The following is a 26,481-nucleotide window of genomic DNA, read 5'->3' on the forward strand; positions in this document are numbered from 1 at the left end:
GGACTCCAATCTAGCTCGCCATACGAATGAAATGACCGTCCGCAGCCATGCTCCAGCGTGCCGCTGGTGCGCTATAACCGAGGGGTTTGAGCGGACTTCTGGGTGGACCGGCATCGGCGGCTCGCCGCCTTGTTCCCCGCTGGTCGGGATGTGTTATCGGGATCGCCGAAAGTAACCGTTGCGTATATTCGTGCCCCGGTCGTCCGATCACGTCATCACGTGGTCCGATTTCCACGATTTCACCGAAATACATCACCGCAACACGGTTGCAGATGCGCTCGATTGCGGACATATCGTGGCTGATGAACAGATACGAAATGTCAAATTCCTTCTGAAGATCAATCATCAGATCAATAATTTGACCCTTGATGGCGACATCAAGCGCCGACACCGCTTCATCTGCGATGATCAGCCGTGGAGCCATTGCGAGAGCACGCGCAATACAAATACGCTGGCGCTGTCCGCCAGAAAATTCATGCGGTAGACTGGATGCGCGATTGGGATCCAACCCAACACGCTCCATCAACCATTCCATCTTCTGTTGTGCGGCTACGCCAGTCTCCAAACCATGAACCTTCATTGGTTCCATGATTGCCGAGCCAATGGTCTGACGTGCATCAAGAGAACCAAAGGGATCTTGGAAGATCATCTGTACTTGCCGTTTCAATGACGACAGGCTTTTGCGATCCAGATAGTCGATCGTCTCCCCACCAACTGTGATCTTGCCGTTGTGCACGGGTGCGAGATTGATAATCGCCTTACCAATGGTGGATTTTCCTGAACCGGACTCGCCAACCAGTCCAAGTGTCTCACCTTTGCCAATGCTGAACGACACATCTTCGACCGCATGCACTGCGCCTCTGGCACGGCCAAATAGGCCACCGTGGACCGGAAATCTTACCGAAAGGTCGCTCACTTCGAGAACCGACGTTGCGGCATTCGCCATCAAGGGACTGTCGACAGGTCTGGCCGGAATCGTATTGGCCTGCAACTTGCCGACCAAACTCGGGGCCGCTTCGATAAGGCTGCGTGTATAGGCATCTTTAGGATTGCTGAAAATTTCCATCACCGAGCCGTGCTCAATGACGCGCCCATGGCGCATGACCAGAACGTCATCAGCAACTTCGGCAACAACGCCCATGTCATGCGTTATAAACAGAACCGCCGTTCCAGTTTCCTGCTGCAACTCCTTCAGCAGTTGAAGCGTCTGAGCCTGCACAGTCACATCAAGCGCGGTTGTAGGCTCATCAGCAATGATGAGATCAGGATCGCATGCCAGTGCCATCGCAATCATCACACGCTGTCGCATACCACCTGAAAACGTATGTGGATACTGATTGACGCGCTGCTCCGGATCGGGAATGCGCACCTTGCGCAAAAGCTCCAGAACCGCTTCCTGCAGTTTTTTCCCCTTGAGCTTCTTGTGAATTCTCAGAACTTCGGCAAGCTGTGCTCCAACAGTCTGTACCGGGTTAAGAGAGGTCATCGGTTCCTGAAAGATCATGCTGACCTTGCCGCCGCGCACGCCTCGCATGTCCGCTTCAGGCAGTTTTAGCAAGTCTTGTTGGCCAAGCATTACAGCGCCCTCGGCCTTGGCGATGCGATCAGGCAGAAGACGCATGATCGCCAGAGAAGTAACGCTCTTGCCAGAGCCGGACTCTCCCACCAAAGCTAGTGTCTTGCCAGGCTCGATCTGGAAACTGATCCCATGGACAACCGGCTTTCTGGCGAATGAAATCTTGAGATCACGAACAATGATCGCAGGCTGGACAGTCATTAGCTGGCATCCTTCAGTCGTGGATCGATTGCGTCACGCAAACCGTCGCCGATCAGGTTGAGAGCGAGAACGAGCACCAGAATTGCAAGGCTCGGATAAAGAGCCAGATGGAAGGAGCTCAGAATATTGTCGAAGCCTTCGCGAACCATGCCACCCCAAGTCGGCGTCGGCGGGGCCAGCCCTAACCCAATGAATGCGAGCGACGCCTCGGTGCGAACTGCAGTGGCCATCCAAAGTGATGCCATGACCAGGATCTCAGGCAGAATGGCAGGCAGAATATGGCCGAACAGAATGCGCGTGTGGGAAAAGCCCATCGCGTGACAGGCCTGAACATATTCGCGGTCGCGCTGTGTCAGAACACCTGCGCGGGCAATTCGCGCAAAGGCCGGTATAGCGGTGAATGCGATGGCGATGACAATATTCGTCAGCGTGGCCCCCATAAGGGCGACGAGTGCCAAACCAAGAATCAATGATGGAAATGCCAGTACGACATCCATGATCTGCATCACAATGATGTCGGTCTTGCGCCCCACATAACCAGCAATCATGCCCAGAAACGAGCCAATTATCAGCGCGACCAGAATGGCCAGAAATCCGATGGTTAGCGAATAACGGGCTCCGTAGAGTAATCGCGAAAGAACATCACGACCGAACTGGTCCGTGCCCAGCAGATTTTCTGCACTTGGCGGCGACAGGTAAACGATGATGTTCTGTTCATTCGGATCATATGGCGCCAAGATCGGAGCAAAGGCTGCGCACAGGATGAGCGTCAGAACAATCGCTACACCCAGCCAGGTAGAGAAATTCAATCGACGTAGAAATTCCCATCGAGACTGCACGCGCGGCGCGGCAGATGAATTGGTGGTGATGGATGTCATTTGTACTGAACCCTCGGATCGAGGAAACCATAGGTCAGGTCGGTCAGCATGTTCACCGCAACAACCATAAGCGTATAAATGACGATCATCCCCTGCAGCAGGGTATAGTCACGCTGGGTCAAGGCGTTGAGAATTAGCTTACCAAGACCTGGGCGAGAGAAGACGATTTCGGTCAGAACGGAATTACCGATCAGAATACCGAGATAGAGCCCCACAACCGTCGTAATTGGAATCGTGCAGTTACCAAGCGCATGACGCCAAACAACTGCGTGATGTGAAGCGCCTTTGGCCTTCGCCGTGCGCACGAAGTCCTGGTTCAAAACTTCGAGCATGGCCGAGCGGGTGACACGTGTAATATACGCCATCATGATCAGTGCCAGCGAAATGGTTGGCAGTGCCATTTGCCTCAAGCGGTCCAGCAATCCATCGCCGCCACCTGAACTAATCACAGGAAACCAGCGCAACTGGATTGCAAAAATCATGAGCAAAATGATCGCTGCAACAAACGCTGGAAGCGAAAGACCCAACAGGGAAACAAGGCGCAGCAACAGATCAGCCGGCTTATTTCGTTTCACTGCTGCCCAAACACCTGCGGGAACACCCAACAGCACCCCCAGTATGAGCGATGCGATTGTCAACTCCATCGTATAGGGCAGGACGTTCATGATCTCGGCCGTAATCGAGCGACCGGTTATCATGGATGTCCCAAGATTGCCCTGGAGTACACCCAGCATGAAGCTCCCGTACTGGACAATGATCGGCTGATCCAGGCCAAGCTTGTGATGCAGTGCAGCGATACTTGCGGGGCTGGCTTGATCGCCAAGGATCACAAGAGCCGGATCGCCCGGCAGAACACGAACGATTACGAAGACCAACGTCAACACGCTGAACAGCGTGAAGAGCGCGAAGCCCATTCGTTTGATCAGGAACGACACCATACTGTTGTCCTCGCCTCAAACAGATGATGGGGGAGCATGACAGGGACGTGCGTCAGCAACCTGAAATCAGGTGTAAAGACAGCAATCTTTGAACGCTCCTCCCTCGGTTCAAAGACTTAACGCCGTGGTTGAATGACAGCGAAAAATGTGACAGAAGTCAACCTATTCCTTTTATTGGAATGAATTTTATGAAATATTCTAATAATTAGAATTTTGGAGTTAGACGTGACTACGAACGCATCAAGCAATGCAGTACGCGCACTTGATATTCTAATAGTTCTGGGGGAAGCAGGCGCAGATGGCTTGGCTCTAGCAGAGATTGCTGAACGCATTGGCGAAGCTAAACCAGCCGTGCATCGTAGCCTCGTTTCGCTTCTTCAAAAGGGCTTCGCCGAACCGGCTGGCAAGCATGGCTTTTACCGGCTTGGACCTGCTATCCCAATGCTCGCGAGAGGGCAGGCCCGTCTTGAACCCCTGATTTCGAAGTTTCGGCCAGGGATGACCGAGTTTGCGCGGCGAAGCGGGCATACCGTTTATATGATGGTGCAGGCGGGCATTGATGCTGTCTGCGCCGAGATGGTTTCGCGATTTCCGGACCGCCAGTTTACCATGGGGGTTGGCGGACGCGTGCCTATGGGTGTCGCAGCCGGAAGCATCGCACTCATGTCCATAATGCCTGAAGCCGACTGTCTCGCACTGCTTGAAACAAATGCACCGCGTTATCTTAGTCACCCATCAGTTCAGTACGTCGATAAGAGTGTCGTAATTTCCCAGATTGAAGATGCTAGACGGCGGGGTTTTGCTGTCAATATGGCGTACTACCTGCCGGGAGAAGGCGGGCTCGGCTTACCGGTGCGCGCTACAAATCCTTATGAACTGAATGCCGCGATTTCGTTCACCGCACCGCTCGAGATGATGACGGAAGATTGGCTTCCCAAGATCATCGATGAACTGCGCGATTGCCTTGGCCACGCAATATAGTTTTCGCCTGCCTCATAAAGCCATGAAGTGAAATATTTCAACATCTTGAACCCTGAAGGAAACCAAATGCAGATTGAAAGACTTGACGTAAATCACCGCCGCAGTCGTCTCGTAAAATACAATGGCATGTGTTTCTTATCGGGCCAATTTTCCGATTCTGCAGGGAACATTACTCAGCAAACGATAGAAACACTCGCCAAGATTGACGATCTTTTGGCACGTGCCGGCACCGACAAATCTCGCCTACTTACCGCACAGATTTGGCTGAAAGACATGTCGGATTTCGCGGCGATGAATCAGGTTTGGGACAGTTGGATAGATACAGCCAACCCGCCGACGCGATGCTGCGGGCAAGTATTCATGGCCGACCCCGATATGCGTATCGAGATTGTGGTTTCTGCTGCGATTTAGAGTGCATGCGTATCTTCTAAATTTAATCATCGCAAAAGACGGCGGCGTTGGCGCTATTAAATAGAGCAGAATTAGAAATTTTGTCGGATCAGGTGGAGTTCAAACCTTTACACCGAAACAATCGACTGGCGCTCTACTACTCCATAGACAATACCAGCTTTCGCGACGTTGCAGGTGCCAGTCGAACGACCGCAGGAAGGCGCAAAGCTGATATCCGGTAGTCCATGCTATCAACATATGGAAAAAGGGGAATTTTGCCATATGTCTCGTGCCAAAGCGGCATTCGTATTGACCGGAATGGGGCCGGTGCCAGACCGTCCGCTATTGGGCAGGTCTAGCCAGAAGCGGACATATCGCTTATGAAATGTAAGATCAGAATAGGCCTTGCCGTGATCGGCGGCAATAGCGAGCTATAGAGGGCAATCGGCGGAGTATGGTGGACCGCCGGCTACCAGTCTCCAGATACCATCCCTATCATTTTCATACAGTTGAGCCTTGCCCCAGCCGATTATGGGCGAATACTTATATGCACAAATCACACAGATATTGCCCCACATGGGATCAGGCGTTGCCTCAGCGGGACCATCGATCATGAACTGTGATCTGCACCGCATCTGGTAGCGCTGCAACCAGAACGCCATCATCCAATTTAAAAACGATATCCGTGAGATCCAGATTCTGCGCTGCTATTCGGCAGTGGTTGCCCAGAAAGTCCAATGTGTGGACTTCTGAAAAGCGGATTTGGTCTGCGCTTCCGAAAACTTCGATGCTTTCACGAAAATCTCCTTCTCCCCAATAAGGGATCACAAGTGGAAAATTCCAGTTCTGAATGGCCTATTTTAACGGGAGCACGTCAATTTATTTTAGCGAGGCCCGGTGTTATTCACAAAGAAATTGAGCCGGGGGGGCAGGAATGCGCATTGGAAAAGCAATGAACTGGTTGGCTGTGTGCGCTTATATACGTAGCGCCAAGCTTGTTCAGGCGCCGCATATTTTCATGGAAAAAACGCCGCGATTTCTATCGGATGAAACAACACGCCAGCCGAACGGCGATCTCTATGCAATCGTCGTCAAGTATAACAAGTTTGGTGTTACGCCCGATTTTCTGCATCTCCTGAATGAACTGCGTCATCAGAACATCAATCCCATTGTTGTTTGCAATGGCAGACTGTCGCAACCGGAGCATGACGCAATCAAAGCCGTGGCCCAACGCGTTCTCGTCCGCCAGAATATCGGCCGCGATTTTGGCGCCTATCGCGCAGCTACATTGCTTCTTGCTGCTGAAGGGCTGCAACTCCGGCGACTGCTCTATTTCAACGACAGCATCATGTATGTTCCCGGTGCTGGCCTTCGAAACATGATCGCATCGCTTGCCGATAGTGCGTATGATGTCGTCGGCACGAACGAGAATCACGAATTCATCCACCATGTTGGCAGCTATGCCTTCAGCGTTTCCGGCAAAGTATTCAACGATGCTGCGGTGCGGCGTTTCTGGTCGCGATATCGCCCATACGATATCAGACCTCATGCCATCAGAAAGGGTGAGGTGGCTCTGTCAGAATGCTTCGTGCGCTGCGGTTACAACATCGATGTGCTGTACTCCACTGACAAGCTGGCTCTCAAACTCGACAAAATGGCGATGCCGGATATCGTATCCAATCTTCGCTATCTGCCAAATGGCGCTTTTCGCAGCTATGAACTTGAGCCGCTTCTGGCTGGCGCGATCTATACCGGTAAAATGCTTTCCAAACGCTCCGGTAAGCGGAACGCAAAGCCTGCGGCTATCGATGAGATGAACCTGACGCCAACCATCAGCCAATATTCAAAGGCGATGAAGGGACGTGTTGACACATCGCCCGCTGACGACCGGGGCAGGCTTGTCGGCGAACAGGTGAGGCGAGAGGTCCTGGTCAATCACATGATGGGGATCGTCATGAATGGCAGTCAGGTTCACTATGGTTTTGGGCTGTTTCACAGAACGATGGATAGTCCGCTGATCAAGCGTGATCTGCTTCTTCGCGGTCTTCTTTTCGAACATGATTGCGCACGCATTCTGGACTATATGCCTGCTCAGCAGCGCGAGCCCATCATGCGCGAGTTGCTCAATCGGGGCCGTAGCGTCAATGTCGGCGGTTTCCGGCGCTTTAAGTTGCGCAACGGGTTGCTCTGAGCCTGATGTGACAAGTGCCCAAAATTGGGGTGTTACCTGTCCGGTACTTGCGATTTTGAAATTTCATGGGGAATATGTCTTGTGTCTTCCCCTAATACAGCTAATCATCGACAGCAGTTTATTTGATACGGAAGAAGAAATTCAATCATTGCTATGAGGAGGTGAAAATCCATGACCTCGATAAAGCAGTATATGATTCAGTTTGCGTTGATGCTGGGCCTTTTCTCTCTGGGCTCTATTGATGTTTCCCGTGCACAATTTCTCGATGCTTTCAAAGCCCGAAATACAATAACGGCTGATGCCATTACCCGGATGCCGGTCGGAACCCGTGTGGTGCTCACCGGTTCGATCAAAAGCAATGTCAGGAGGGCTCAGTATGTTTTTCAGGATCGCACTGGACGAACGAGAGTTCGGATCGAAAGAGAAGTCTGGCGCGGAAGAGAAATAAACACCAAGAACAAAATTGAAATTCGGGGTCGTGTCGAAAACGACGTCAGGGGAAGGTTCATCGACGTATATTACTTCAAGATAGTCGAATAGTTGGTTTGAATAACTGATTCAATCGGGAGTTGCCATGTTTAGACTGGGTGGAAAATATCAGCATTTCATTCACGGTGACAGCTGCGGTTGTTCCAACCCCATGTTGCAACAGGTTTCCCGGCGTCTGGATCGCTTGTCGCGAAGACATTTTCTTGCAGGAGCTGCGGCGACAGCAGCGGCAACGATGATCGCGGATCGCTCTTTCGCACAGTCTCCTAAAATTCTCCTGACGCGGGCGCGGCTTTTCGACGGCAAGGCGGACACTCTGAAATCCGGTGTGCAGGTTCTGGTCGAGGGCAATCGCATCGCTGCTGTCGATACGACAAACAGTGCTCCGCCCGAAGGCGCGACGGTCATCGACTGCGGCGACCGCGTGCTGATGCCGGGTCTGATCGACGCGCACTGGCACGCCGTTTATGCGGCGGTGCCGCTGCCGGTGCTTCTGGAGGGAGATCTGGGTATAATTTTCGCAGCGTCTACGGCAGAAGCAGAACGCACACTTCTGCGCGGCTTTACGACGGTGCGCGATATGGGCGGGCCGACTTTCTCGTTCAAGCGCGCGATCGATACGGGGATCATCTCCGGCCCGCGCATCTTTCCCGCAGGTGCGATGATAACGACGACCGGCGGTCATGGTGATCTGAGGCTGCCAACGGAAATTCCGCGCGACGGAGGCAAACTCAGTACTGGTGAATTGATGGGGGCTTCAGCAATCGTCGATGATGCAGGCAGCTTGAAGCTTCGTGTGCGCGAGCAGCTGTTGCAGGGCGCCTCGCAGATCAAGATCGTTGCTGGCGGCGGTGTGTCCTCGCCGCGCAGTCCGCTCGACATGTCGACATTCAGTGAGGACGAAATTCGCGCGGCGGTCGATGTGGCAAAGGACTGGAACACCTATGTCACGGTCCATGCCTATGCGTCGAATACGGTCCAGCGGTCCATCAGAGCTGGTGTTGCATGTGTCGAACATGCGCACCTGATGGATGAGGAAACCGCGCGCATGTTTGCGGAAAAGAATGTCTGGTTGAGCATGCAGCCTTTCCTGACGATGGAGGATGCGGCGTCACAGACAGGGCCAGGCGCCGAACGGATTCAGCAGCTTTTCGCAGGCACGCCAAGGATTTACGAGTTCGCGCGCAAATACGGGATAAAGACCGCCTGGGGTTCAGATGTTCTGTTCTCACCCGCATTGACCCCGCGCCAGAATTTCATGCTGACCCATTTGAGCCAGTGGTATTCCAATGCGGAAGTGCTTCGTGCGGCTACATCGGTCAATGCGGAATTGCTCGCCCTTTCCAATCTGCGCAATCCTTATCCCGGCAAGCTCGGCCTCGTAGAACCGGGCGCTTTCGCTGATCTTCTGGTTCTGAACGAAAATCCGCTCGATGATATTCATGTGCTTGAAAAGCCGGAACAGACGCTGGCGGTCGTCATGAAAGACGGTCAAATTCACAAGAATACCCTGAAATCATGAGTTGATTTCTTGGCTGGGTATGGGGAGGTTTTATGCTGAAGGCTGGCAATGCAACCCTGATCCTGATTGCAGGATGCGTCCTGATTGCATTGCTCCATTACGGCGGCGCGGTATTTGCGCCGGTCGTTTTTGCATTGTTTATCATTATGCTCGTCTGGCCGGTCCAGCGCAGGCTTTCATCGCTCATGTCGCGCTATCTTGCACTGGTGATCACTTTTCTTCTGGTGGTTTTCCTTCTGCTCGGTTTTGGCTGGCTGCTCGCGTGGACAGTCGGGCAGGTCGGTCGCCGCATATTGATCGATGCAGTTCGGTATCAGCTCCTCTATGAGCAGCTCAAAATCTGGCTTGAGGGGCATGGTATCGCGGCTTCAGTTCTATGGTCGGAGAATTTCAGCGTAAGCTGGACTTTGCGGATGCTTCAATCGATAGGAAGCCGCCTCAACAATACATTCAGTTTCTGGCTCGTGGCTCTGGTCTATGTCCTGTTGGGACTTGCCGAAACCGATGAGTTTCGCGCGCGGATCAAGCAGCTGAAAAATCAGGAGGCTGCAAATTCATTCCTGCGTGCCAGCCAGTCAGCCGCTACAAAAGTCCGGTTCTATATGCTGCTTAGGGCTTTGATGAGCCTTGCGACTGGTTCGTTTGTCTGGCTTTTGACCCGTTTGATCGGATTGCCGTTTGCCGAAACCTGGGGATTTGTCGCGTTCATTCTGAACTTCATCCCTTTTCTCGGACCGCTGGTCGCCACGCTTTTTATTACAGCGTTTGCCTACACACACTTTGCAGCTGGCAATGGGTGCTCGCGGTCTTTGTCGGTTTGAACATCATACAATCTGTCATCGGAAGCGTGATAGAGCCTCGATTGACGGGAAAGACAATTTCCCTGTCGCCGTTTGCAACGCTCTTTTCCGTGTTCGCCTGGGGCTCGCTCTGGGGTATCTTCGGAGCCTTTATAGGCGTCCCGATCACAATCGTCGCCCTGACTTTCTGCGCGCAATATTCCGCTACCAGCTGGTTTGCCGAAATATTCGGCTTTTCCCGCGAATAACGTTCAAAGCTTTACGATGGAAGAACCAGTAATCGGGTCTCAAGCGGGTGCCTTGACCTTTCAAGATGCAGCCTATGTAATATCTGGGAATGGGCATAATCAAAATGGGAAGGATATTTCTATGAGAATGATCCTGTACAGCGTCTTGACGATGGCCGTAATTGGCGCCACTGCGAGCGGGTGCACAACCGACGAAAGAAGAACAGCCGGCTATGGTGTTGGCGGTGCCGCGATTGGCGGGCTTGCCGGAGCTGCCATTGGAGGTGACACGCGTGGCGCTCTCACCGGCGCAGCCATCGGTGCAGCCGCAGGTACGCTCGTAGGCGTCGCACAGACCCGTAATGGCGTTCAGTACTGCCGCTATCGTGATCAGCACGGCCGTATTTACGAAGCACGTTGCCGCTAGAGCATGTCTCCCGCAAACAGGAACCGGTTTCGGGATAGAGACTTGCGGTCCTGATACGGCTGTGCCGCATCTATGCATTGGATATCTGGAGCGTCTCTCGATCTGGTTGTATCAGATAGGCGCTCCAAAGGTTTGTTTTCATGACATTTTCCCGAACCTGTTCATCCGCTTCGGGACTTTTTATGCCTGTCGCCAATCATGAAACCGGCGAACGGGTTCGGCTGGTGAGTTGTGGTTCTTTGTTACTTTGGAGGGGACATGAAGCTGCATTCGATCGGGGCTATTCTTGCATTCACTGCCATTTTTACGATTGGAACCGTTGCCGAGACGGTTCCGGCTTTCAGCCAGAGCTATTCGGTTACCGTGGGCGTGCGGATCAACAACGGACACAGGATACGGTGTTCCGAAGGTGTCCGATTGTTGAGAATGCGCGGTTTCCGCAATGTTCGCGCACTCGATTGCCGCGGGAGTCATTTTGTGTATCGGGCTGATCGGTCTCGTAGAACTTACGATGTAACGGTTCGGGCCAGAGACGGCAGAATTACCAATGTCCGCACGGTGAGATGGCGTCGCTGATCCATGTGATGTCTTCATTTCAGGCTTGTCGAGGAAAAGGAGCACGGTTGTGTCAGAACTGGTTGTTATTGGATTTGATACGGTAGGAGAGGCGGATGCTGTTCTTTTGAAGCTCAATCAGCTTCAGAAGGAATATCTCGTCGATCTTGAGGACGCCGTGATTGTCGTCAGGGATGAACAGGGCAAGGTTCATCTCAAGCAGAAATATAATCTGCCCGCCATGGGCGCTGGATCGGGGCTGCTTTCCGGAGCGATCTGGGGCGGACTGGTAGGGCTTATTTTCCTCAATCCGCTTGCCGGCATGGCGCTTGGTGGCGCTGTAGGGGCGGGCGCCGGAGCCTTGTCGGGCTCGCTCGCCGATTACGGCATCGATGACAAGTTCATCGTGTCTCTTGGCGAAACCATCCCGGAGAATTCGTCCGCCTTGTTCGTTCTCCTGCGCAAAATCCAGTGGGATAGGGTCATGGCCGATTTCCCTGACCTGCGCGGCAGGGTCCTGAAAACGTCCTTGTCTCTAGAACAGGAAAAGCGCCTCAAGGAAGCACTCGAGGGAGCGTTGCCGACAACCTCATAAATGCGGTGTTGTCCAGAAACCGGCGGTGCGACACCATCGCGACAACGTGGCCGTTTTGCCTCGATTATCGAGCGAGGGCATGATTTGAAGCAGATTTTCATCCTCGCATTTGTTCTGCTTGTCGCAGTGGGATGCGCCGGAAGCAGGGCTGTCACTGGTCTGGGAATGGATGTGTCTGGCCAGACCCTTTCCAAAGTGGTGGTTCCGTTTACGGTTGCGACCGTACGCGAGCGAATAGACGATCCCAGTATCGCCTATTCGCGCGACAGGTCTGAAGTACTGAACTTCTCGACGATTGACGTGCACATCCCGGAAACGCACCGTCCAGGAAATGTAGAAACTGCGTCGGGCAAACCTGATCCCCGAAGGAATTTCATAGCCTCAAACTATGCACCGTTGCCTGATCGACAAGCCATGATCCGGGAGTTGAACCGGCGTCTTGCAAGCCGACCGGCGGCACAGCGTGAGATATTCGTTTTCGTCCACGGCTATAACAACAACTTTGCCGAGGGACTTTTCCGCAATGCGCAGATTGTCCACGACTATGATGTCTCCTCGGTGCCTGTTCATTTTTCATGGGCGTCCGCTGCGGCATTTACGCGATATCTCTACGATCGCGACAGTGCGATCATCGCGCGTAGGGGACTGGCTGAAACACTCGAAATTGCAGCACAGACAAAAGCCAACGGCATCGTCATTGTCGGCCATTCGATGGGCGCTGTCGTCGTTATGGAAGCCTTGCGGACATTGTCTGCAGATAAACGCCTTAACGTGTTGAAGCGCATCAAGGGTGTGCTGCTTGCGGCTCCCGATCTCGATCCCGATCTTTTCCGCAGCCAGATTGATGATATCGACTATTTGCCTCAGCCTTTCACGATTGTCGTATCCCGGCGTGATCGGGCTCTCGATATCTCGCGCAGACTGGCAGGTGGGGCGCCGCGGGTCGGTAGCGGCTTTGATATAGCTTTCCTGCAGAACAAGAATATTCAGGTTCTTGATATTTCTCAGGTTGATAGCGGTGGTCATAGTCTGTTTGCCAGCTCGAACACGCTGATCAAGTTTCTGGGTTCGGGCTATCTGCTGCGCCGACTTATTACAGATGAGTATGCAGGCATGGATGATACTTTCATCGCCGCCGGGCAGGGTACATTCGAACAGGCCTCGCTGGCCCTTCATCTGCCTGCACGTGTGATCGATCGCCTGGGTTCACGGTAGGGGCACCACACCGTGACAGTGGACCCTCAATGATAAACTAGGTTAAGCTTCTTGTGCGGCTCACGACTGAACAAGTTGATGGTGCATCACTCAAGTCTATAATTGAACTTGTCTATAGTGATCTAGCGAGTTAATCTGCCTGAATATTTCATCCTGCCTTGGTTTTATTGTTCGGTATCGATAACGCATCGTAGTTCCCTGAGAACATAGAGGTGGCAATCGTCGATGAGCACGGGTTGGCATGCCGAGCTTGAACTGCGGTTCGAGCATAATCGCGAAGTGACGCGGCTCATGCGGCGACGCCATGTGGGGCCACTTGCGGTGCAACAACCGTTCTATCCTGAAAAGGATGGCAGTGCGCACGTCTATCTTCTTCATCCACCCGGTGGCGTGGCTGGTGACGATGTCCTTGATATTTCTTGTTTTTTAGGACGTGGCGCCAGAACCGTTCTAACGACGCCCGGCGCTACCAAATTCTATCGTAGCGAGACGGGCCAGAGTACCCAGACGACCAGGATCGATGTGGGTGAGGGCGGCATATGCGAATATCTCCCGCAGGAAACAATCGTTTTTGATGGCGCAAAGGCTTCCATAGGCACGAAAGTATTCCTGAGTGGAGATGCGGTCTATCTGGGGTGGGACATTATCAGTCTCGGACGGCCGGCCTGTCAGGAAAGTTTCGACACTGGCGAAGTCCGTCAAAGGGTCGAAATATTCAGGGATGGCAAGCCGATCTGGTTCGAGCAGTTTCGCCTTCATGGTGCCGACCCGGCGCTGAATGCCGCTTTTGCCTTCTGCGCAAAACCGATTGTCGCGACGATGGTTTATGCCGGTCCGGCAGATGAAAGCGCGCTTCACGCTATTCGCGAAGCGGTCGGCGATGCAGCCAGAAATCTGTTCTCGGTGTCGCGGCTCGAGCGGGTGATCGTCTGTCGCTATCTCGGCGGGCGCATGTCGGAAGCCAAGACACTGTTTCGAAAAGCCTGGGAAGTTCTGCGCGAAACCGGACTGGGGAAACCGGCAGCTGCGCCACGCATCTGGGCAACATAACTCACTTTGGAGAGGGCCTACAAATGGAACTATTGCCACGTGAAAAGGACAAACTTCTGATCTTCACCGCAGCATTGGTTGCGGAGCGACGGAGAGCCCGAGGGGTAAAACTTAACTACCCGGAAGTCGTGGCTTACATCTCCGCCGAAATTCTGGAGGGGGCCCGTGACGGCAAGACAGTTGCGGAACTCATGTCCTACGGTGCCACGCTTCTCACCCGTGATGAGGTGATGGAGGGTGTGCCTGAAATGATCCACGACATTCAGGTGGAAGCCACCTTTCCTGACGGCACCAAGCTTGTGACCGTTCACAACCCAATTCCGTAGAGCATTCCCTAAATCTGCGGAACGCTCTGAGTTTTTGTTTTTACGCGCATCTTGTCCGAAACGTTTCACGTCTTTCGGGATGCGTCTCAGGAGACGATCATGATACCGGGTGAATATTTCATCGAAGACGGGTCGATCGACCTCAACAATGGTCGCGAAACGCGCACCATCGCCGTGGAGAACACGGGCGACAGGCCGATACAGGTTGGATCGCATTATCATTTCTATGAAACGAACGAGGCGCTAGCCTTCGACCGGGAGCGGACGAGAGGTTTCCGGCTCAATATTCCGGCCGGAACTGCGGTGCGGTTCGAGCCGGGACAGGACCGAGAAGTCGAACTGGTGGCGCTGGATGGCAATCGGGAAGTCTATGGCTTCAACGCAAAAATCGACGGAAAACTCTAGGAGGGACAGATGGGAAGGATCTCAAGACAGGCCTATGCCGAACTGTATGGCCCGACCAAGGGTGACCGTTTGCGTCTGGCCGATACAGAGCTCATCATCGAGGTCGAGGAAGATCGCTGCATCTACGGCGAAGAAGTAACCTTCGGCGGCGGCAAGGTCATTCGCGACGGTATGGGGCAGGGGCAACGACCCTCGTCCGAAACCGCCGATCTGGTCATCACCAATGTCATCATTCTCGACTATTGGGGCATCATCAAAGCCGATGTCGGCATCAAGGAAGGTCGTATCTCAGGGATCGGCAAGGCCGGTAATCCCGATATTCAGCCCGGCGTCGACATTATCGTCGGACCTGCGACCGACGTCATTGCAGGCGAAGGCAAGATTCTCACCGCTGGCGGTATCGACACCCATATTCACTTCATTGCGCCGCAACAGGCCGAAGAAGCTCTGGCTAGCGGTACAACGACTTTGGTTGGCGGCGGAACGGGGCCGACGGTCGGCACGCTTGCAACCACAGTTACACCGGGGCCATGGGCTATCCATCGCATGCTTGAGGCTGTCGAAGCGCTTCCGATCAATGTGGGACTGCTCGGCAAGGGCAATGCAAGCAAGCCGGAACCGCTTCGCGAGCAGATCAGAGCCGGTGCTGTCGGCCTGAAGCTGCATGAGGACTGGGGAACCACGCCAGCCGCCATCGATAATTGCCTGAACGTTGCCGATGAGGAAGACATTCAGGTCGCTATCCATACGGATACGCTGAACGAGAGCGGGTTCGTCAAGGATACCTTTGCTGCCATGAAAGGCCGAACCATCCACAGTTTCCATACGGAAGGTGCAGGTGGCGGCCATGCGCCGGATATCATCACAGCGGCGGGCGAAGAAAATATCCTGCCGTCCTCAACCAATCCGACCCGCCCCTACACCATCAACACAGTCGATGAACATCTCGATATGCTGATGGTCTGTCACCATCTCAGTCCGAAAATCCCCGAGGATGTGGCATTCGCGGAATCCCGCATCCGGCGCGAAACCATCGCCGCCGAAGACATTCTCCATGATCTGGGCGTGTTTTCGATGATGTCGTCGGATTCTCAAGCCATGGGCCGTATCGGTGAAACGACGCTGCGTTGCTGGCAAACTGCCCACAAGATGAAGGTGCAGCGAGGCCCGCTGAGCCAGGACAGCAGCCGGAATGACAATTTCCGCGCCAAACGTTATGTCGCCAAATATACGATCAATCCCGCAATCACACACGGGTTTGCCCATGAGATCGGCTCAATCGAAGTCGGAAAACGGGCCGATCTGGTGTTGTGGAAGCCGGAATTCTTCGGCGTGAAACCGAGCCTGGTGATGATCGGTGGCATGATTGCGATTGCACCGATGGGCGACCCGAACGCATCGATCTCGACGCCCCAGCCGGTTCATTATCGGCCAATGTATGGGGTATTGGGCCGGGCGCTTGGTTCCACCGGCGTCACCTTCGTCTCGAAAGCGGCGCTGGATGACGGCATCGGCGAGAAGCTGAAACTCAGCAAGCAACTGGTTGCGGTGAAGGGCATCCGGACGATCCGCAAGAAGGACATGATCCATAACGGGCTTACACCCAAACTGGAGGTCGATCCGCAGAGCTATCAGGTGCGGGTGGACGGTGAACTGATCACGTGCGAACCGGCTGACGTTCTGCCGATGGCGCAGCGTTATTTTCTGTTTTAGAGCATGTCTCCCGAAAGTGGGACCCGGTTTCGGGAGACATACTTAAAAACAAAGAGATAGAGTTTTTCCGGTGATTCAATCAAAACAGAAAATGCTCTAGTCAGCGGAAAATAGATCACGAAAGACGGGGAATAAATCCATGCAGCTCAATGCCTTGCAGGATCATCCTTCTCTGGGGTTTGTTGATTGGACGCTGCGCGGTATCGGGCAGGTGGTGTTCCAGAACAATCCTCTGTCGGGGCTGGTCATTTTGTTCGCCATTCTGGTCAATTCCTGGATTTATGCTTTCATCTGCGTGCTTGGCGTTGTTGCCAGCACGTTGACGGCAATCATCCTCAAGGCTGACAAAGGGCTGATCCGGGATGGCCTGTTCGGGTTCAACGGCGCTCTGGTCGCCCTTGCACTGATAGCGTTTACCAGTGCGGATTTCCGCAGCGGTGCCCTGCCGTCGTCTGCCATGACGATCTATCTCATCTGTGGCGCCGCTTTCTCCACCATGGCTTTCGCCAGTATCGCTACGCTTCTGGGGCCGCACAAGGTGGCACCCCTGACAATGCCATTCGTACTCGTCGGCTGGCTCTTTCTGTTCGCGATACTCAAATTCGATGCCATAGATGCCGGTCCGATGGCAAAGCCGGTATCGCCGGAACAGTTTTCCTACGCCGTCCCTTATGTGCTTCCGACCTGGTACATGGGCATCGGCACTGCCATCGGGCAGATATTCTTTCAGGATAACTGGATCACCGGTTACATCATCCTTGCCGGTATCGCGATCCATTCGCGAATAAGCGCATTGATGGGGCTTCTGGGAGCCGTAACCGGAGCTGTGGTTGCCGCCGCCTTCGGCGGTCCGGAAGGCGCCATTCGCGATGGGCTCTTCGGTTATAACGCGGCGTTGACGGCAATTGCGCTCGGCGGTTTCTTCCTTGTTTTCAGCTGGAGCAGTTTTCTTTACGCAATCTTCGGCGCCATCGTGGCGACATGGCTTTGGGCTTCGGTCGCCATATTCCTGAAGCCGATCGGAATGCCGGTGCTGACCTCGACATTCGTGCTCGTCACCTGGGTCATGCTGATCGGTCAGTATGCTTTCAAGGCGCTGGTGCCCATCGCACCGGCTGATGCGACTTCGGCTGAGGACAATCTCAGGCGATACCGTGAAACGCTTCACTCACGACCGGAATAGGCGGCTATATTGTGTCTCGTGCCAGGCACTGGCCATGGCCAGTGCGGGAGTTGTGTTACCGATTTCGTCGTCATTCAGCGTCCGGGCCTTTTCGACGGCCCGTTCAATCTTCGCTGCTCCAGCGATAAGTATCCTCTGGCCCGCCGTATGGCCAAGCGGGACGAGACGGATTGCAGCCATGATCTGGCTTTCAACCACGCTCCACATGAGACCGCGCAGCGCATCGACGGGGTCGATATTCCAGTGACATGCTGCAATGGAGAAAGCTGCGGGATAGGTGGCTCGCTGTTCCGAAGCGAAACTACGGGCCCGTTCGACACCAAGTTCCGACAGTAGAGTGAGCAGGGATTCGCCCATGCGGCGATCTTCAAGCTCAAGTTCGCTGCTTTCGCGACTTGCTCCAATCCAGTCATTCAGGCGGCAGAATTCGGCGTCATCGTTTCGCATCAATGCTGAAATCATGCGCCAGAAAATCGCGCCATCAAGCGCAGCGTAACTGTGTTCCAGAAGGCCGAACACCCATCCGGCACAACTTTCCTCGTTCGTGACTGTTCCCGCATGCACGGCCCATTCGAGGCCGCGCGAATAGGAAAACGCGCCAACTGGCTGGCTGGGACTGACAAGCCGCATGAGATGCAGCATAGGCAGCGCCGGAGAATGCATAGGCATTTCCGGCACTGACCCATCATGTTCAATATCAGCTTCAGCGTGTCTCTTCGAATGATCCAGCAAGATGATGCTCACATCACCCGGCCATAAGGTAGAGTCCGCTCAGGGCAGCAAAGCCGCCAGCTATTCGCATCACTATCTGTCCCGTGCGCCCCTGCAGCAGGCGACCTGCTGCAAGACCGACACCGATGCCTGCCGCGTGGAGCAATGCCGTCGCAAGAGCAAACCCGGCGCCGTAGGAAAGAAACGCAGCGCTGCCGATTTCTCCGCCATGAGCATAGCCATGGAAGAATGCAAAGAAGCCGACGATAAGTGCCGCCGTCAGGGTCGATGCGCGGAATGCCATGGCGACAAGGAGGCCAAGCACTATCACTGACGCAAGGATGACCGGTTCGACATAGGGGAGTGATACTCCGCCAAGCGCTGCCACGAATCCCAGAAGCATGACACCGACAAAGCTCAAGGGAACGACGACGAGTGCGCGTCCACCAAGCATTGAAGCCCAAAGGCCAACGGCAACCATTGCAAGTATGTGATCGGCACCGGAGAGGGGATGTGTAAACCCTGCGGCGAACGAACCGTGCTCTGCGGGATTGAGATGCGCGAATGCAGGGCTCGCCATCAAGGAGAGCAGGACGGCAATCAGGAGAGAAGTCCTTTTCATTTCAACTTCCTTTCAACAACAATGGCCATGCTCAGAAGGAGCCAAACATTGATCCCAGTAAAAAAACCGCGACGAGCGATATGATCACGCCGACAATCACGGTCATGACCATGTCGAAATAGCTCGATGCGTGGGTTTGCTTGCTGATCTGCAGGAGAAGAAGCACCGTGCCGTTATGCGGCAGCGCATCCAGCGTACCGGCGCTGATGACGGTCAGGCGGTGCATGAGTTCGGGATTGATCCCGTACTGGATCGCGAGCCGCATATATTCCTCACCCAGCGCATTGAGCGCGATGGCCATGCCGCCGGATGCCGTTCCGGTGAGGGCTGCGAGCGCGTTCATGGCGACGACCAGTGAAACAAGCGGGCCGCCCGGCACTTCAAGCACGGCATCGCGAACCACGGCAAAAGCAGGCATTGCCGCCACGACTGCGCCAAAGCCGACGAGGCTTGCAATGGTGAGGATCGGCAGAACTGAGGAGTTGGCGCCTGCGTCGAGGCTTTCCCGGATTGCCCGAAGCCGCCCGAAATTGACCGCTATCAGGGTCAGGATAGCCGCTGCCAGTGCGATCAGAACTGCCCACAGGCCGATTGAGGAGCCAACATCGATCCCCCATGGTTCCTGTTCCAGAAACGAGAAATCGATACGGGGCAGGATGATGAGCGCCATCAGGAAATTGACGACGATGACCACAAGCAGGGGCAGAACCGCAAAGAAAAACGGCGGCTGATTGTCGGGACGTGCGCCGTGTTCGAATTCGGCCGGATCGAAATCGCCCGACAATGTTGACTGCTCTCTGACTTTCTCTGTGATTTCGAGATCGCCAGTGTCGTCGACATAGTTTTCGCCTGCGGCCCGCGCCTTGGCTTCGGCGCGCTGCAGCCACCACATGCCGAAGGCCAGTGTGATGATGGATGCGATGATCCCAAGCCCCGGTGCCGCAAAGGTTGTGGTTTCGAAATAGGGCATCGGAATAGCGTTGTTCGTGGAGGGCGTGCCCGGCATTGCCGACATGGTGAAAGTGAAAGCGCCAAGCCCGATGGCGGCTGGCATCAGCCGCGCAGGAATATTGGCCGCCTTGAACATTTCACGTGCCATGGGAACCAGCACGAAAAAGGCGACAAACACGCTGACACCACCATAGGTGACGACGGCAGATGCAAGCACGACGGAAAGCATGGTGCGTTTTACGCCCAGTTTCTCGGTCAGATACTTCGCGATGGACGTGATGGAGCCGCTATCGTCCATCAACTTTCCAAAAATGCCACCGAGCAGAAAGAGTGGAAACCATCGGCCGACGAAGCTGGCCGTCCCGCCCATGAAGGTCGATGTCCAGTTCGCCAGAAGAGGTTCACCGGAAATAAGCGCGGCGAGCAGTGCTGCTACAGGAGAAAGCAGAAGCACACTCCAGCCGCGATAGGCAAACCACATGAGTAGAGCTAGTCCGAGCAGTATTCCAAGCAAACCCATGCTATCTGACCCCTCAGTCGATGTAGGAAAGAATGCGTACGGAATTTACTGATGAAACTACTTTAGATGAAATAATTCAAGTACTATAATAAAATATGATGAGGCTGATGTGAGAAGACTTCCTAATCTCCACAAATAATGTCTATACTGCCATCTGTTTACTACAACGGCTTTGGTTGCGTCACTCAATTGTAACGCCAATTAAAATATCGTGATCGCTTTCAGCTTTGTGGCTTCCGTGCGATTTTTCGCCTGGTCGTCCAAGGCATAAAGAGGACTGCATGCCGGAAGTCGTCGCAATCCCATCCATCATGGTCAATCTCGGTCTGGCGCTCCTGCTCGGTTCTGCAATCGGGCTGGAACGTCAGATCAAACAACGTCATTCCGGTCTCGCCACACATGGCCTCGTGGCATTGGGTGCGGCGGCCTATGCTTCTCTACCCTACGCTCTTGGACTTGAAGGCGATCTCAGAATGGGCTCGCAAGTTGTTACGGGGATTGGCTTTCTCGGTGCCGGGCTGATTATCAAGGATGGCGCAAGCATCAAGGGACTGAGTACTGCAGCTACGATCTGGAGCACGGGGGCAGTTGGCGTTCTTACCGGTTATGGACTGTGGCTTCTTGCCGTGGAGACGGCATTTTTCATTGTCTGCCTCAATGTTTCGCTGCCAAAAATTGCAGTGCTCGTGAACCGTTATTCCTTTGTCGAGCCGGAAATCGAACAATTCTATCTTGTGAAGTTCCGATGCCCTGCGGAAAGCGAGATTTCTGTGAGGGCGTTGCTAATCCAGACACTAGATCTGAAGAAGCTCCGGTTCCACGCGATCCGAAGCCACCACATAGAAGGCAGCGATGAAGTCGAGGTCGAGGCGACGCTATTCGCCGGCAAGGAAGACGATCGTCTGGTCGAAGGGCTGGTAGCGCAACTCTGCTTGCGTTCCAGCATCACGTCTACAAGCTGGTTGAAACTGGAAGATGGCGATTGGTCGGTAGCCCACTAAATTTGTTGCCTTCGGGCTGTACTATTATATCGAAACATGCACATACTTTCGCATTCGCAGTAACGCATCCCTTTTAACATAGAGGGGTCTATAATGGACGTTCAGCAACTGCAGGTATTGGAACGCAAAACTGTCGAACAGAGAAAATGGAAAGGTTTTCTCGGGATAGGCGCTTTGCTTATGGCGGGCGGAATACTTTGCCTGTTCTTGCCTGTGTTCTCTGAATTCGCAGCCAGCACAATGTTTGGCCTCGTCCTTGTGGCTATCGGCGTCGTCAAGATAATCCAGTCGCTCTGGGTCAAAAGCTGGGCGGGTTTTGTCTGGCAGGAACTGTCCGGAGCAGTGGAGCTTGTCGGCGGGATCATGATCTATCTGAACCCGCTCAAGGGTGCACTTGCCATCACTCTGTTGATTGCCATCGTGGTGTTTGTGCATGGTTTCCTTCAGCTGGCGCTATCCTGGAAAATCAAACCGGCAAGCGGCTGGTGGTGGTTTACGCTTTCCGGCCTGATCGCCTGGACTGCCAGCGCGGCACTGGTGGTAAAATGGCCCTGGACGCGTGACCTGCCATCAGGATCGATTGCGGGAATTGCACTGCTGATCGCTGGTGTCGCCTATATCGGAATAGCCTTGAGTACCCGAAATGCGTGAGTGATCGGTCGATTTCCGACCGGAGGGAGGACACGCAATTGAAGAAGACTCTCGTTCGTCGTTCTGTGAACGCTGCCTTTGTAGCCGTGTTGTCGCCTTTGCTTCTGCAGCCAAGTCTGGCTCAGCAAGCTCCAACTGGCGCGGCGCCTCCCGTGATCGTGCGCCAGGTGGAACTGGCACCTGCGACCGCACCGCTTCGTTTCAACGGGCAGGTCGAGGCGATTGAAGCTGTTGATATTCAGGCGCGGATCACCGGTTTCCTGAAGGAAAAGGCGTTCGAACAGGGGGCTGCGGTCAAGGCAGGCGATCTCCTCTTTGAAATTGAGCCAGACCAGATGCAGGCGGCAGTTATGTCTGCTGAGGCACAGGTTGCACGTGCCGAAGCTGCCCAGAATGCCGCGCGGCAATCATTGTCGCGAACGCGGACGCTTGCCAACCGCAACACCGCTTCGCAAGCTTCCCTCGACGATGCACAGGCAGCGTTTGATATCGCGACTGCGGATGTGCGGAACGCAGAAGCCGCGCTCAACAATGCGCGGCTCAATCTCTCCTATACGCAGGTCAGATCACCAATCAACGGGACAATAGGGCGCTCGCTCTTTACCGTCGGCAACCTCGTTGGCCCGGGCATGGGACCGCTCGCGCGCATTGTGCAGCTTGATCCCGTGCGTGTCGTGTTTTCGATCACGGACCGCGCTCTGATCGCTATTCGCCAGAAGGAAGCAGGAGGCGGGACGGTCAATCCCGAAAGCTTCAAGCTGACTTTGATGCTGGCCAACGGTACGCAATATGGCGAGCGGGGAAACATCCAGTTCATCGACAATGAAGTGAGCGCGCAGACCGGCACAGTGGCGGTGCGCGCCCTGTTCGCCAATCCCAACCATATTCTGGTTCCGGGGCAGGTGGTTGCCGTCAATCTGCTGGATGAAACGGTTGGTGAATTGCCGATAGTTCCCATGTCTTCCGTGTTACAGGACCGGCAGGGCAAATATGTCTATGTTCTCAACGAGGGTAATACGGTTTCCCGGCGTGCGATCGTGACCGGCACGCGTATCGACAATGGCTGGTCGGTTACAGATGGCCTCAAGGCTGGTGAAACGATTGTCGTCGAGGGCTTGCAACGCATCGCCGATGGGCAGGCCGTATCCCCGCGTGACCCGATCTCCGGTACTGCAGGGGTGGGGCAATGATTTCTGAAGTCTTCATACGACGAACCCGCCTCGCAATCGTCATCTCGATCATCATTCCATCGCCGGTGCGATTGCGATCTTTTCATTGCCCATCCAGCAATATCCGCAGATTACGCCGCCGACAGTGAACGTATCGGCAGTCTATCCCGGTGCGAGTGCGGAGGTGATTGCCGACGTTGTCGGTGGCCCGCTGGAAACGGCAATCAATGGCGTGGATGGCATGATGTATATGTCATCGACCAGCTCCAACGCCGGGCAGTATTCGCTGTCGGTCACTTTTGAAGTCGGGACTGATCCCGAACTGGCGCAGATCAATGTTCAAAACCGGGCGCAACTGGCGATTTCCCGACTGCCCGCGGCAGTGGCACAGCAAGGCGTGTCGGTCCGTTCCCGTTCGCCCGATTTCGTGCTGGGCATTGCATTCTATTCGCCGGACGATAGCCTCAACGCGCTTGAGATTACCAATTTCACCACGACTACAATTGTCGATGCAATCTCGCGCGTGCCCGGCGTCGGCGAAGCGAGTGTTGTGGGCGCATCCGAATATTCGATGCGCGTCTGGCTCAACCCGCAAAGAATGGATGCGCTGGGCATAACCGTCGATGAAGTGTCGGCGGCGATCCAGCGTCAGAATATTCAGGCAACGCTGGGGCAGGCGGGCGCGCCGCCGATGCGGGTGGGCACCGAACTACAATATACGCTGGTGGCACAAGGGCGGCTTCGCGATACGGATGAATTTGGAGGCATTGTCATCCGCACCGGGGCGGACGGAGCAAAAGTGTTTCTGCGCGACATTGCACGTCTTGAACTTGGCGCACGTAACTATGCGTCGCGCGCAAGTTTTGCCGGTCATGAGTCGGCTATGCTGCAGATCAACCAGTCGCCCGATGCCAATGCGATCCAGACCGCGACTGCCGTGCAGGCAGAGCTTGAACGTCTGTCGTCCAGATTTCCTTCGGGACTGCAATATCATGTCGTCTACGATGCGACCCGGTTTGTCGAGGCCAGCCTGCAACTGACTGCGCGAACATTGTTCGAAGCTTTCGTGATCGTGCTCGTGGTTACATTCATCTTTCTGCAGGACTGGCGGGCGACGCTCATTTCAGCGCTTGCCATTCCGGCCTCGATGCTGGGTGCGGTCGCGGTGCTGCTCGCCGTTGGCTATTCGCTGAACATGATTTCCCTGCTGGCGCTTGTCCTCGCCATCGGGCTTGTGGTGGACGACGCAATTCTGGTCGTGGAAAACGTCAAGCACGTGCTGGATGATACGCCCGATATCTCGGTCATCGAGGCCACGCGCAAGGCGATGCACCAGATCACCGGGCCGATTATTTCCACAACGCTGGTTCTGCTGGCTGTGGTCACGCCCACGGCGTTTCTGGAAGGCATTGGCGGGCAACTCTACCGGCAATTCGCAGTCACGATCTCGTCGGCGCTGATCCTTTCGTCATTCGTGGCCCTGACGCTCAGTCCGGCGCTTGCGGCACTTTTGCTCAAGCGCGGTCAGGGAGGCTACAAGCGCGGTCCTTTGGCCTGGTTTTCAAGCTTCATGGAGAAAACCCGCAACGGCTACGGCAAGATCGTCGGCTTTCTGGTGAAATACTGGATAGTGCCGGTTGCCGGCATCGTCGCCTGTTTCGCGTTGGCCTATTTCGTTTTCGTCAATCTTCCCGCGACGTTTTTGCCCGACGAGGATCAGGGCGCGCTCTTTGTCGACATCCAGCTGCCAAGTGCGGCCTCGCTCGACCGCACAAACCTGATTGTCGAAAATGTGCGTAAGGTTCTGAGCGAGACCGAAGGCGTTCAGGATGTCATAACGGTTGCCGGGTTCAGCATCCTGCAGTCGACCAGCACGCCCAACGGCGCCATGGCGGTTGCCGCCCTTACCCCATGGGAAGATCGTGAGACGGAGGCGCTGCAGCTCAACAACATCATCAACACCTTGCGCGCGCAGTTCTCGCAGGTGCCGGGCGCAAATATCTCGGTATTTGCACCGCCTGCAATTGCGGGCATCGGTGCTGTTGGCGGTCTTGATTTCCGTCTGCAGGCCTTGCAGGGCCAGCCTCCGCAGGAAATAGCGCAGGTGACCAGCGCTTTGCTCGGTTACTTCAATCGGCGGCCGGAAATCGGTGGTGCGGCAACCACGTTCAACGCGAATGTGCCGCAGATCTATGTCGATGTGGATCGTGCCCGCGCGGAAGCCCTTGGCCTTAGTGTGTCGGATATTTACGCCTCTATCGGTGCGAATTTCGGCTCGCGCTATGTCAATGATTTCACGCTGAATGGCCGTGTGTTTCAGGTCAATCTTCAGGCCGATTCCGATTTCCGCGCGCATAGCGAGGATATTCTGAAACTCCACGTCAGGAGCCGGAACGGAACCATGGTGCCATTGCGGAGCGTGGTGTCGTTGACCACGGTATTGGCGCCTTTCGTCATCACCCGCTACAACCTCTCGGTTTCGGCGCAGGTGAATGCTGTCCCGGCTCCCGGCTCCAGTAGCGGACAGGCCATGGCGGCCATGGAACAGGTCGCTTCGGAAGCTCTCCCGGATGGCTATGGTTACGAGTGGTCGGGACTGTCTTTCCAGGAAAGCAGAAGCAGCGGTCAGGAGGTAATCGTCTTCGCGCTTGCCTTCCTCTTCGCCTATCTCTTCCTTGTTGCCCAATATGAAAGCTGGGCATTGCCAGCGGTGGTTATCCTTTCGCTGGGTGCTGCGCTGCTGGGGGCTGTTGCCGCTCTTACATTCTTCGGGCTGCAGAACAGCCTCTATGTCCAGATCGCGATGGTGTTGCTGATCGGGCTGGCGGCAAAGAATGCGATCCTGATCGTGGAGTTCGCCAAGGAAAAACGCGAGGCCGGTCTGACAGCCGCAGAAGCGGCCCGTACAGGAGCCGAGCAGCGTTTCCGCGCCGTCATGATGACGGCCGTATCGTTCATCCTTGGTATTCTTCCCCTTATCCTGTCTTCGGGCGCGGGCGCCGGTGCACGTCAGGCTGTCGGTGTGACGATCTTCGGCGGAATGCTTGCCGCGACCACGATTGGGTTGATTCTCACCCCCGGTCTCTACTTCGTCATCCAGCGCCTGAGCGAGCGTCTCGGACGGCAAACGGATGAGAAAAAGGATACCGCCTCTGAAACAGTACATGAGTGAAGCCTCACGGAGCCTTCGACCT

Annotated in this window: 22 protein-coding genes and 2 pseudogenes; 18 read left to right on the top strand and 6 right to left on the bottom strand. The window is 54.8% G+C overall.

Features of this window, described 5'->3' with window-relative positions; all coding sequences use genetic code 11:
• Window positions 1-10 precede the first annotated feature (10 nt).
• The 3 genes from LJ361_RS04355 to LJ361_RS04365 are packed head-to-tail and all read right to left on the bottom strand — an operon-like array spanning window position 11 to window position 3,593.
• Window positions 11-1,777 carry an ABC transporter ATP-binding protein gene (locus LJ361_RS04355; RefSeq protein ID WP_264812759.1) on the bottom strand — a complete coding sequence of 589 codons (1,767 nt, stop codon included), beginning with the start codon at window positions 1,775-1,777 and terminating at the stop codon, window positions 11-13.
• Window positions 1,777-2,655 carry an ABC transporter permease gene (locus LJ361_RS04360; RefSeq protein WP_061345496.1) on the bottom strand — a complete coding sequence of 293 codons (879 nt, stop codon included), beginning with the start codon at window positions 2,653-2,655 and terminating at the stop codon, window positions 1,777-1,779. The genes LJ361_RS04355 and LJ361_RS04360 overlap by 1 nt, the downstream gene beginning before the upstream one ends.
• Window positions 2,652-3,593: an ABC transporter permease gene (locus tag LJ361_RS04365; protein WP_012092301.1), complete on the bottom strand. Its 942-nt coding sequence runs from the start codon at window positions 3,591-3,593 to the stop codon at window positions 2,652-2,654. The genes LJ361_RS04360 and LJ361_RS04365 overlap by 4 nt, the downstream gene beginning before the upstream one ends.
• Before the next feature lie 225 nt (window positions 3,594-3,818).
• On the opposite strand from LJ361_RS04365, the gene LJ361_RS04370 reads away from it, so the two are divergent.
• The 14 genes and pseudogenes from LJ361_RS04370 to LJ361_RS04435 all read left to right on the top strand — a co-directional run bounded on the left by LJ361_RS04370 (window position 3,819) and on the right by LJ361_RS04435 (window position 17,662).
• Window positions 3,819-4,574 (top strand): IclR family transcriptional regulator, encoded by a 756-nt coding sequence (locus LJ361_RS04370; RefSeq protein WP_043062553.1) that lies wholly within the window; start codon window positions 3,819-3,821, stop codon window positions 4,572-4,574.
• 66 nt (window positions 4,575-4,640) lie between these two features.
• Window positions 4,641-4,985, top strand: a complete 345-nt coding sequence (locus LJ361_RS04375) for a RidA family protein (RefSeq protein WP_226622208.1) — start codon at window positions 4,641-4,643, stop codon at window positions 4,983-4,985.
• Between the two features lie 931 nt (window positions 4,986-5,916).
• Entirely contained in the window at window positions 5,917-7,155 is a 1,239-nt protein-coding gene (locus tag LJ361_RS04380) for a rhamnan synthesis F family protein (RefSeq protein ID WP_264812762.1), read from the top strand.
• 171 nt (window positions 7,156-7,326) lie between these two features.
• Window positions 7,327-7,695 (top strand): NirD/YgiW/YdeI family stress tolerance protein, encoded by a 369-nt coding sequence (locus tag LJ361_RS04385; RefSeq protein WP_010661145.1) that lies wholly within the window; start codon window positions 7,327-7,329, stop codon window positions 7,693-7,695.
• A 34-nt stretch (window positions 7,696-7,729) separates the two neighbouring features.
• The gene (locus tag LJ361_RS04390; RefSeq protein ID WP_043062191.1) at window positions 7,730-9,166 is read left to right on the top strand and encodes a metal-dependent hydrolase family protein; all 1,437 of its coding nucleotides are present in this window, start codon (window positions 7,730-7,732) and stop codon (window positions 9,164-9,166) included.
• Window positions 9,167-9,198: 32 nt separating this feature from the next.
• Window positions 9,199-10,214: pseudogene (locus tag LJ361_RS04395) on the top strand (AI-2E family transporter).
• Between the two features lie 121 nt (window positions 10,215-10,335).
• Entirely contained in the window at window positions 10,336-10,620 is a 285-nt protein-coding gene (locus LJ361_RS04400) for a glycine zipper 2TM domain-containing protein (protein ID WP_012092279.1), read from the top strand.
• Between the two features lie 625 nt (window positions 10,621-11,245).
• Window positions 11,246-11,770 (top strand): DUF1269 domain-containing protein, encoded by a 525-nt coding sequence (locus LJ361_RS04405; protein WP_010661149.1) that lies wholly within the window; start codon window positions 11,246-11,248, stop codon window positions 11,768-11,770.
• An 84-nt stretch (window positions 11,771-11,854) separates the two neighbouring features.
• Complete coding sequence (locus LJ361_RS04410) at window positions 11,855-12,985, top strand: alpha/beta hydrolase (protein ID WP_376787367.1); 1,131 nt, start codon at window positions 11,855-11,857, stop codon at window positions 12,983-12,985.
• Between the two features lie 225 nt (window positions 12,986-13,210).
• Complete coding sequence (locus tag LJ361_RS04415) at window positions 13,211-14,035, top strand: urease accessory protein UreD (RefSeq protein WP_264812764.1); 825 nt, start codon at window positions 13,211-13,213, stop codon at window positions 14,033-14,035.
• Between the two features lie 23 nt (window positions 14,036-14,058).
• A complete protein-coding gene (gene ureA / locus LJ361_RS04420; protein WP_010661152.1) occupies window positions 14,059-14,361 on the top strand; it encodes an urease subunit gamma in 303 nt (100 codons plus the stop codon).
• Window positions 14,362-14,460: 99 nt separating this feature from the next.
• Entirely contained in the window at window positions 14,461-14,766 is a 306-nt protein-coding gene (locus LJ361_RS04425) for an urease subunit beta (protein ID WP_010661153.1), read from the top strand.
• Window positions 14,767-14,775: 9 nt separating this feature from the next.
• The gene (gene ureC / locus LJ361_RS04430) at window positions 14,776-16,479 is read left to right on the top strand and encodes an urease subunit alpha (RefSeq protein ID WP_036583749.1); all 1,704 of its coding nucleotides are present in this window, start codon (window positions 14,776-14,778) and stop codon (window positions 16,477-16,479) included.
• A 139-nt stretch (window positions 16,480-16,618) separates the two neighbouring features.
• On the top strand, window positions 16,619-17,662 hold the full coding sequence (locus LJ361_RS04435; protein WP_151616340.1) for an urea transporter: 1,044 nt from the start codon (window positions 16,619-16,621) through the stop codon (window positions 17,660-17,662).
• On the opposite strand, the gene LJ361_RS04440 is transcribed toward LJ361_RS04435, so the two are convergent.
• The 3 genes from LJ361_RS04440 to LJ361_RS04450 all read right to left on the bottom strand — a co-directional run bounded on the left by LJ361_RS04440 (window position 17,648) and on the right by LJ361_RS04450 (window position 20,466).
• A complete protein-coding gene (locus tag LJ361_RS04440; RefSeq protein ID WP_264812765.1) occupies window positions 17,648-18,331 on the bottom strand; it encodes an urease accessory protein UreF in 684 nt (227 codons plus the stop codon). The genes LJ361_RS04435 and LJ361_RS04440 overlap by 15 nt on opposite strands.
• A 76-nt stretch (window positions 18,332-18,407) precedes the next feature.
• Window positions 18,408-18,995, bottom strand: coding sequence for a HupE/UreJ family protein (locus LJ361_RS04445; protein ID WP_012092272.1), 588 nt, complete (start codon window positions 18,993-18,995; stop codon window positions 18,408-18,410).
• A 31-nt stretch (window positions 18,996-19,026) separates the two neighbouring features.
• Window positions 19,027-20,466 carry a GntP family permease gene (locus tag LJ361_RS04450; RefSeq protein ID WP_264812766.1) on the bottom strand — a complete coding sequence of 480 codons (1,440 nt, stop codon included), beginning with the start codon at window positions 20,464-20,466 and terminating at the stop codon, window positions 19,027-19,029.
• Between the two features lie 281 nt (window positions 20,467-20,747).
• On the opposite strand from LJ361_RS04450, the gene LJ361_RS04455 reads away from it, so the two are divergent.
• From LJ361_RS04455 to LJ361_RS04470, 4 genes and pseudogenes are all read left to right on the top strand, one after another.
• Window positions 20,748-21,467: an MgtC/SapB family protein gene (locus LJ361_RS04455; protein ID WP_012092270.1), complete on the top strand. Its 720-nt coding sequence runs from the start codon at window positions 20,748-20,750 to the stop codon at window positions 21,465-21,467.
• Between the two features lie 93 nt (window positions 21,468-21,560).
• On the top strand, window positions 21,561-22,118 hold the full coding sequence (locus tag LJ361_RS04460; RefSeq protein ID WP_010661160.1) for an HdeD family acid-resistance protein: 558 nt from the start codon (window positions 21,561-21,563) through the stop codon (window positions 22,116-22,118).
• Between the two features lie 38 nt (window positions 22,119-22,156).
• Window positions 22,157-23,308, top strand: coding sequence for an efflux RND transporter periplasmic adaptor subunit (locus LJ361_RS04465; RefSeq protein WP_151609793.1), 1,152 nt, complete (start codon window positions 22,157-22,159; stop codon window positions 23,306-23,308).
• Window positions 23,305-26,459: pseudogene (locus tag LJ361_RS04470) on the top strand (efflux RND transporter permease subunit). Before LJ361_RS04465 ends, LJ361_RS04470 begins: the two are co-directional and overlap by 4 nt.
• Window positions 26,460-26,481 lie beyond the last annotated feature (22 nt).

The sequence above is a fragment of the Brucella sp. JSBI001 genome (genome assembly GCF_026014005.1).
Classification (GTDB): domain Bacteria; phylum Pseudomonadota; class Alphaproteobacteria; order Rhizobiales; family Rhizobiaceae; genus Brucella; species Brucella anthropi.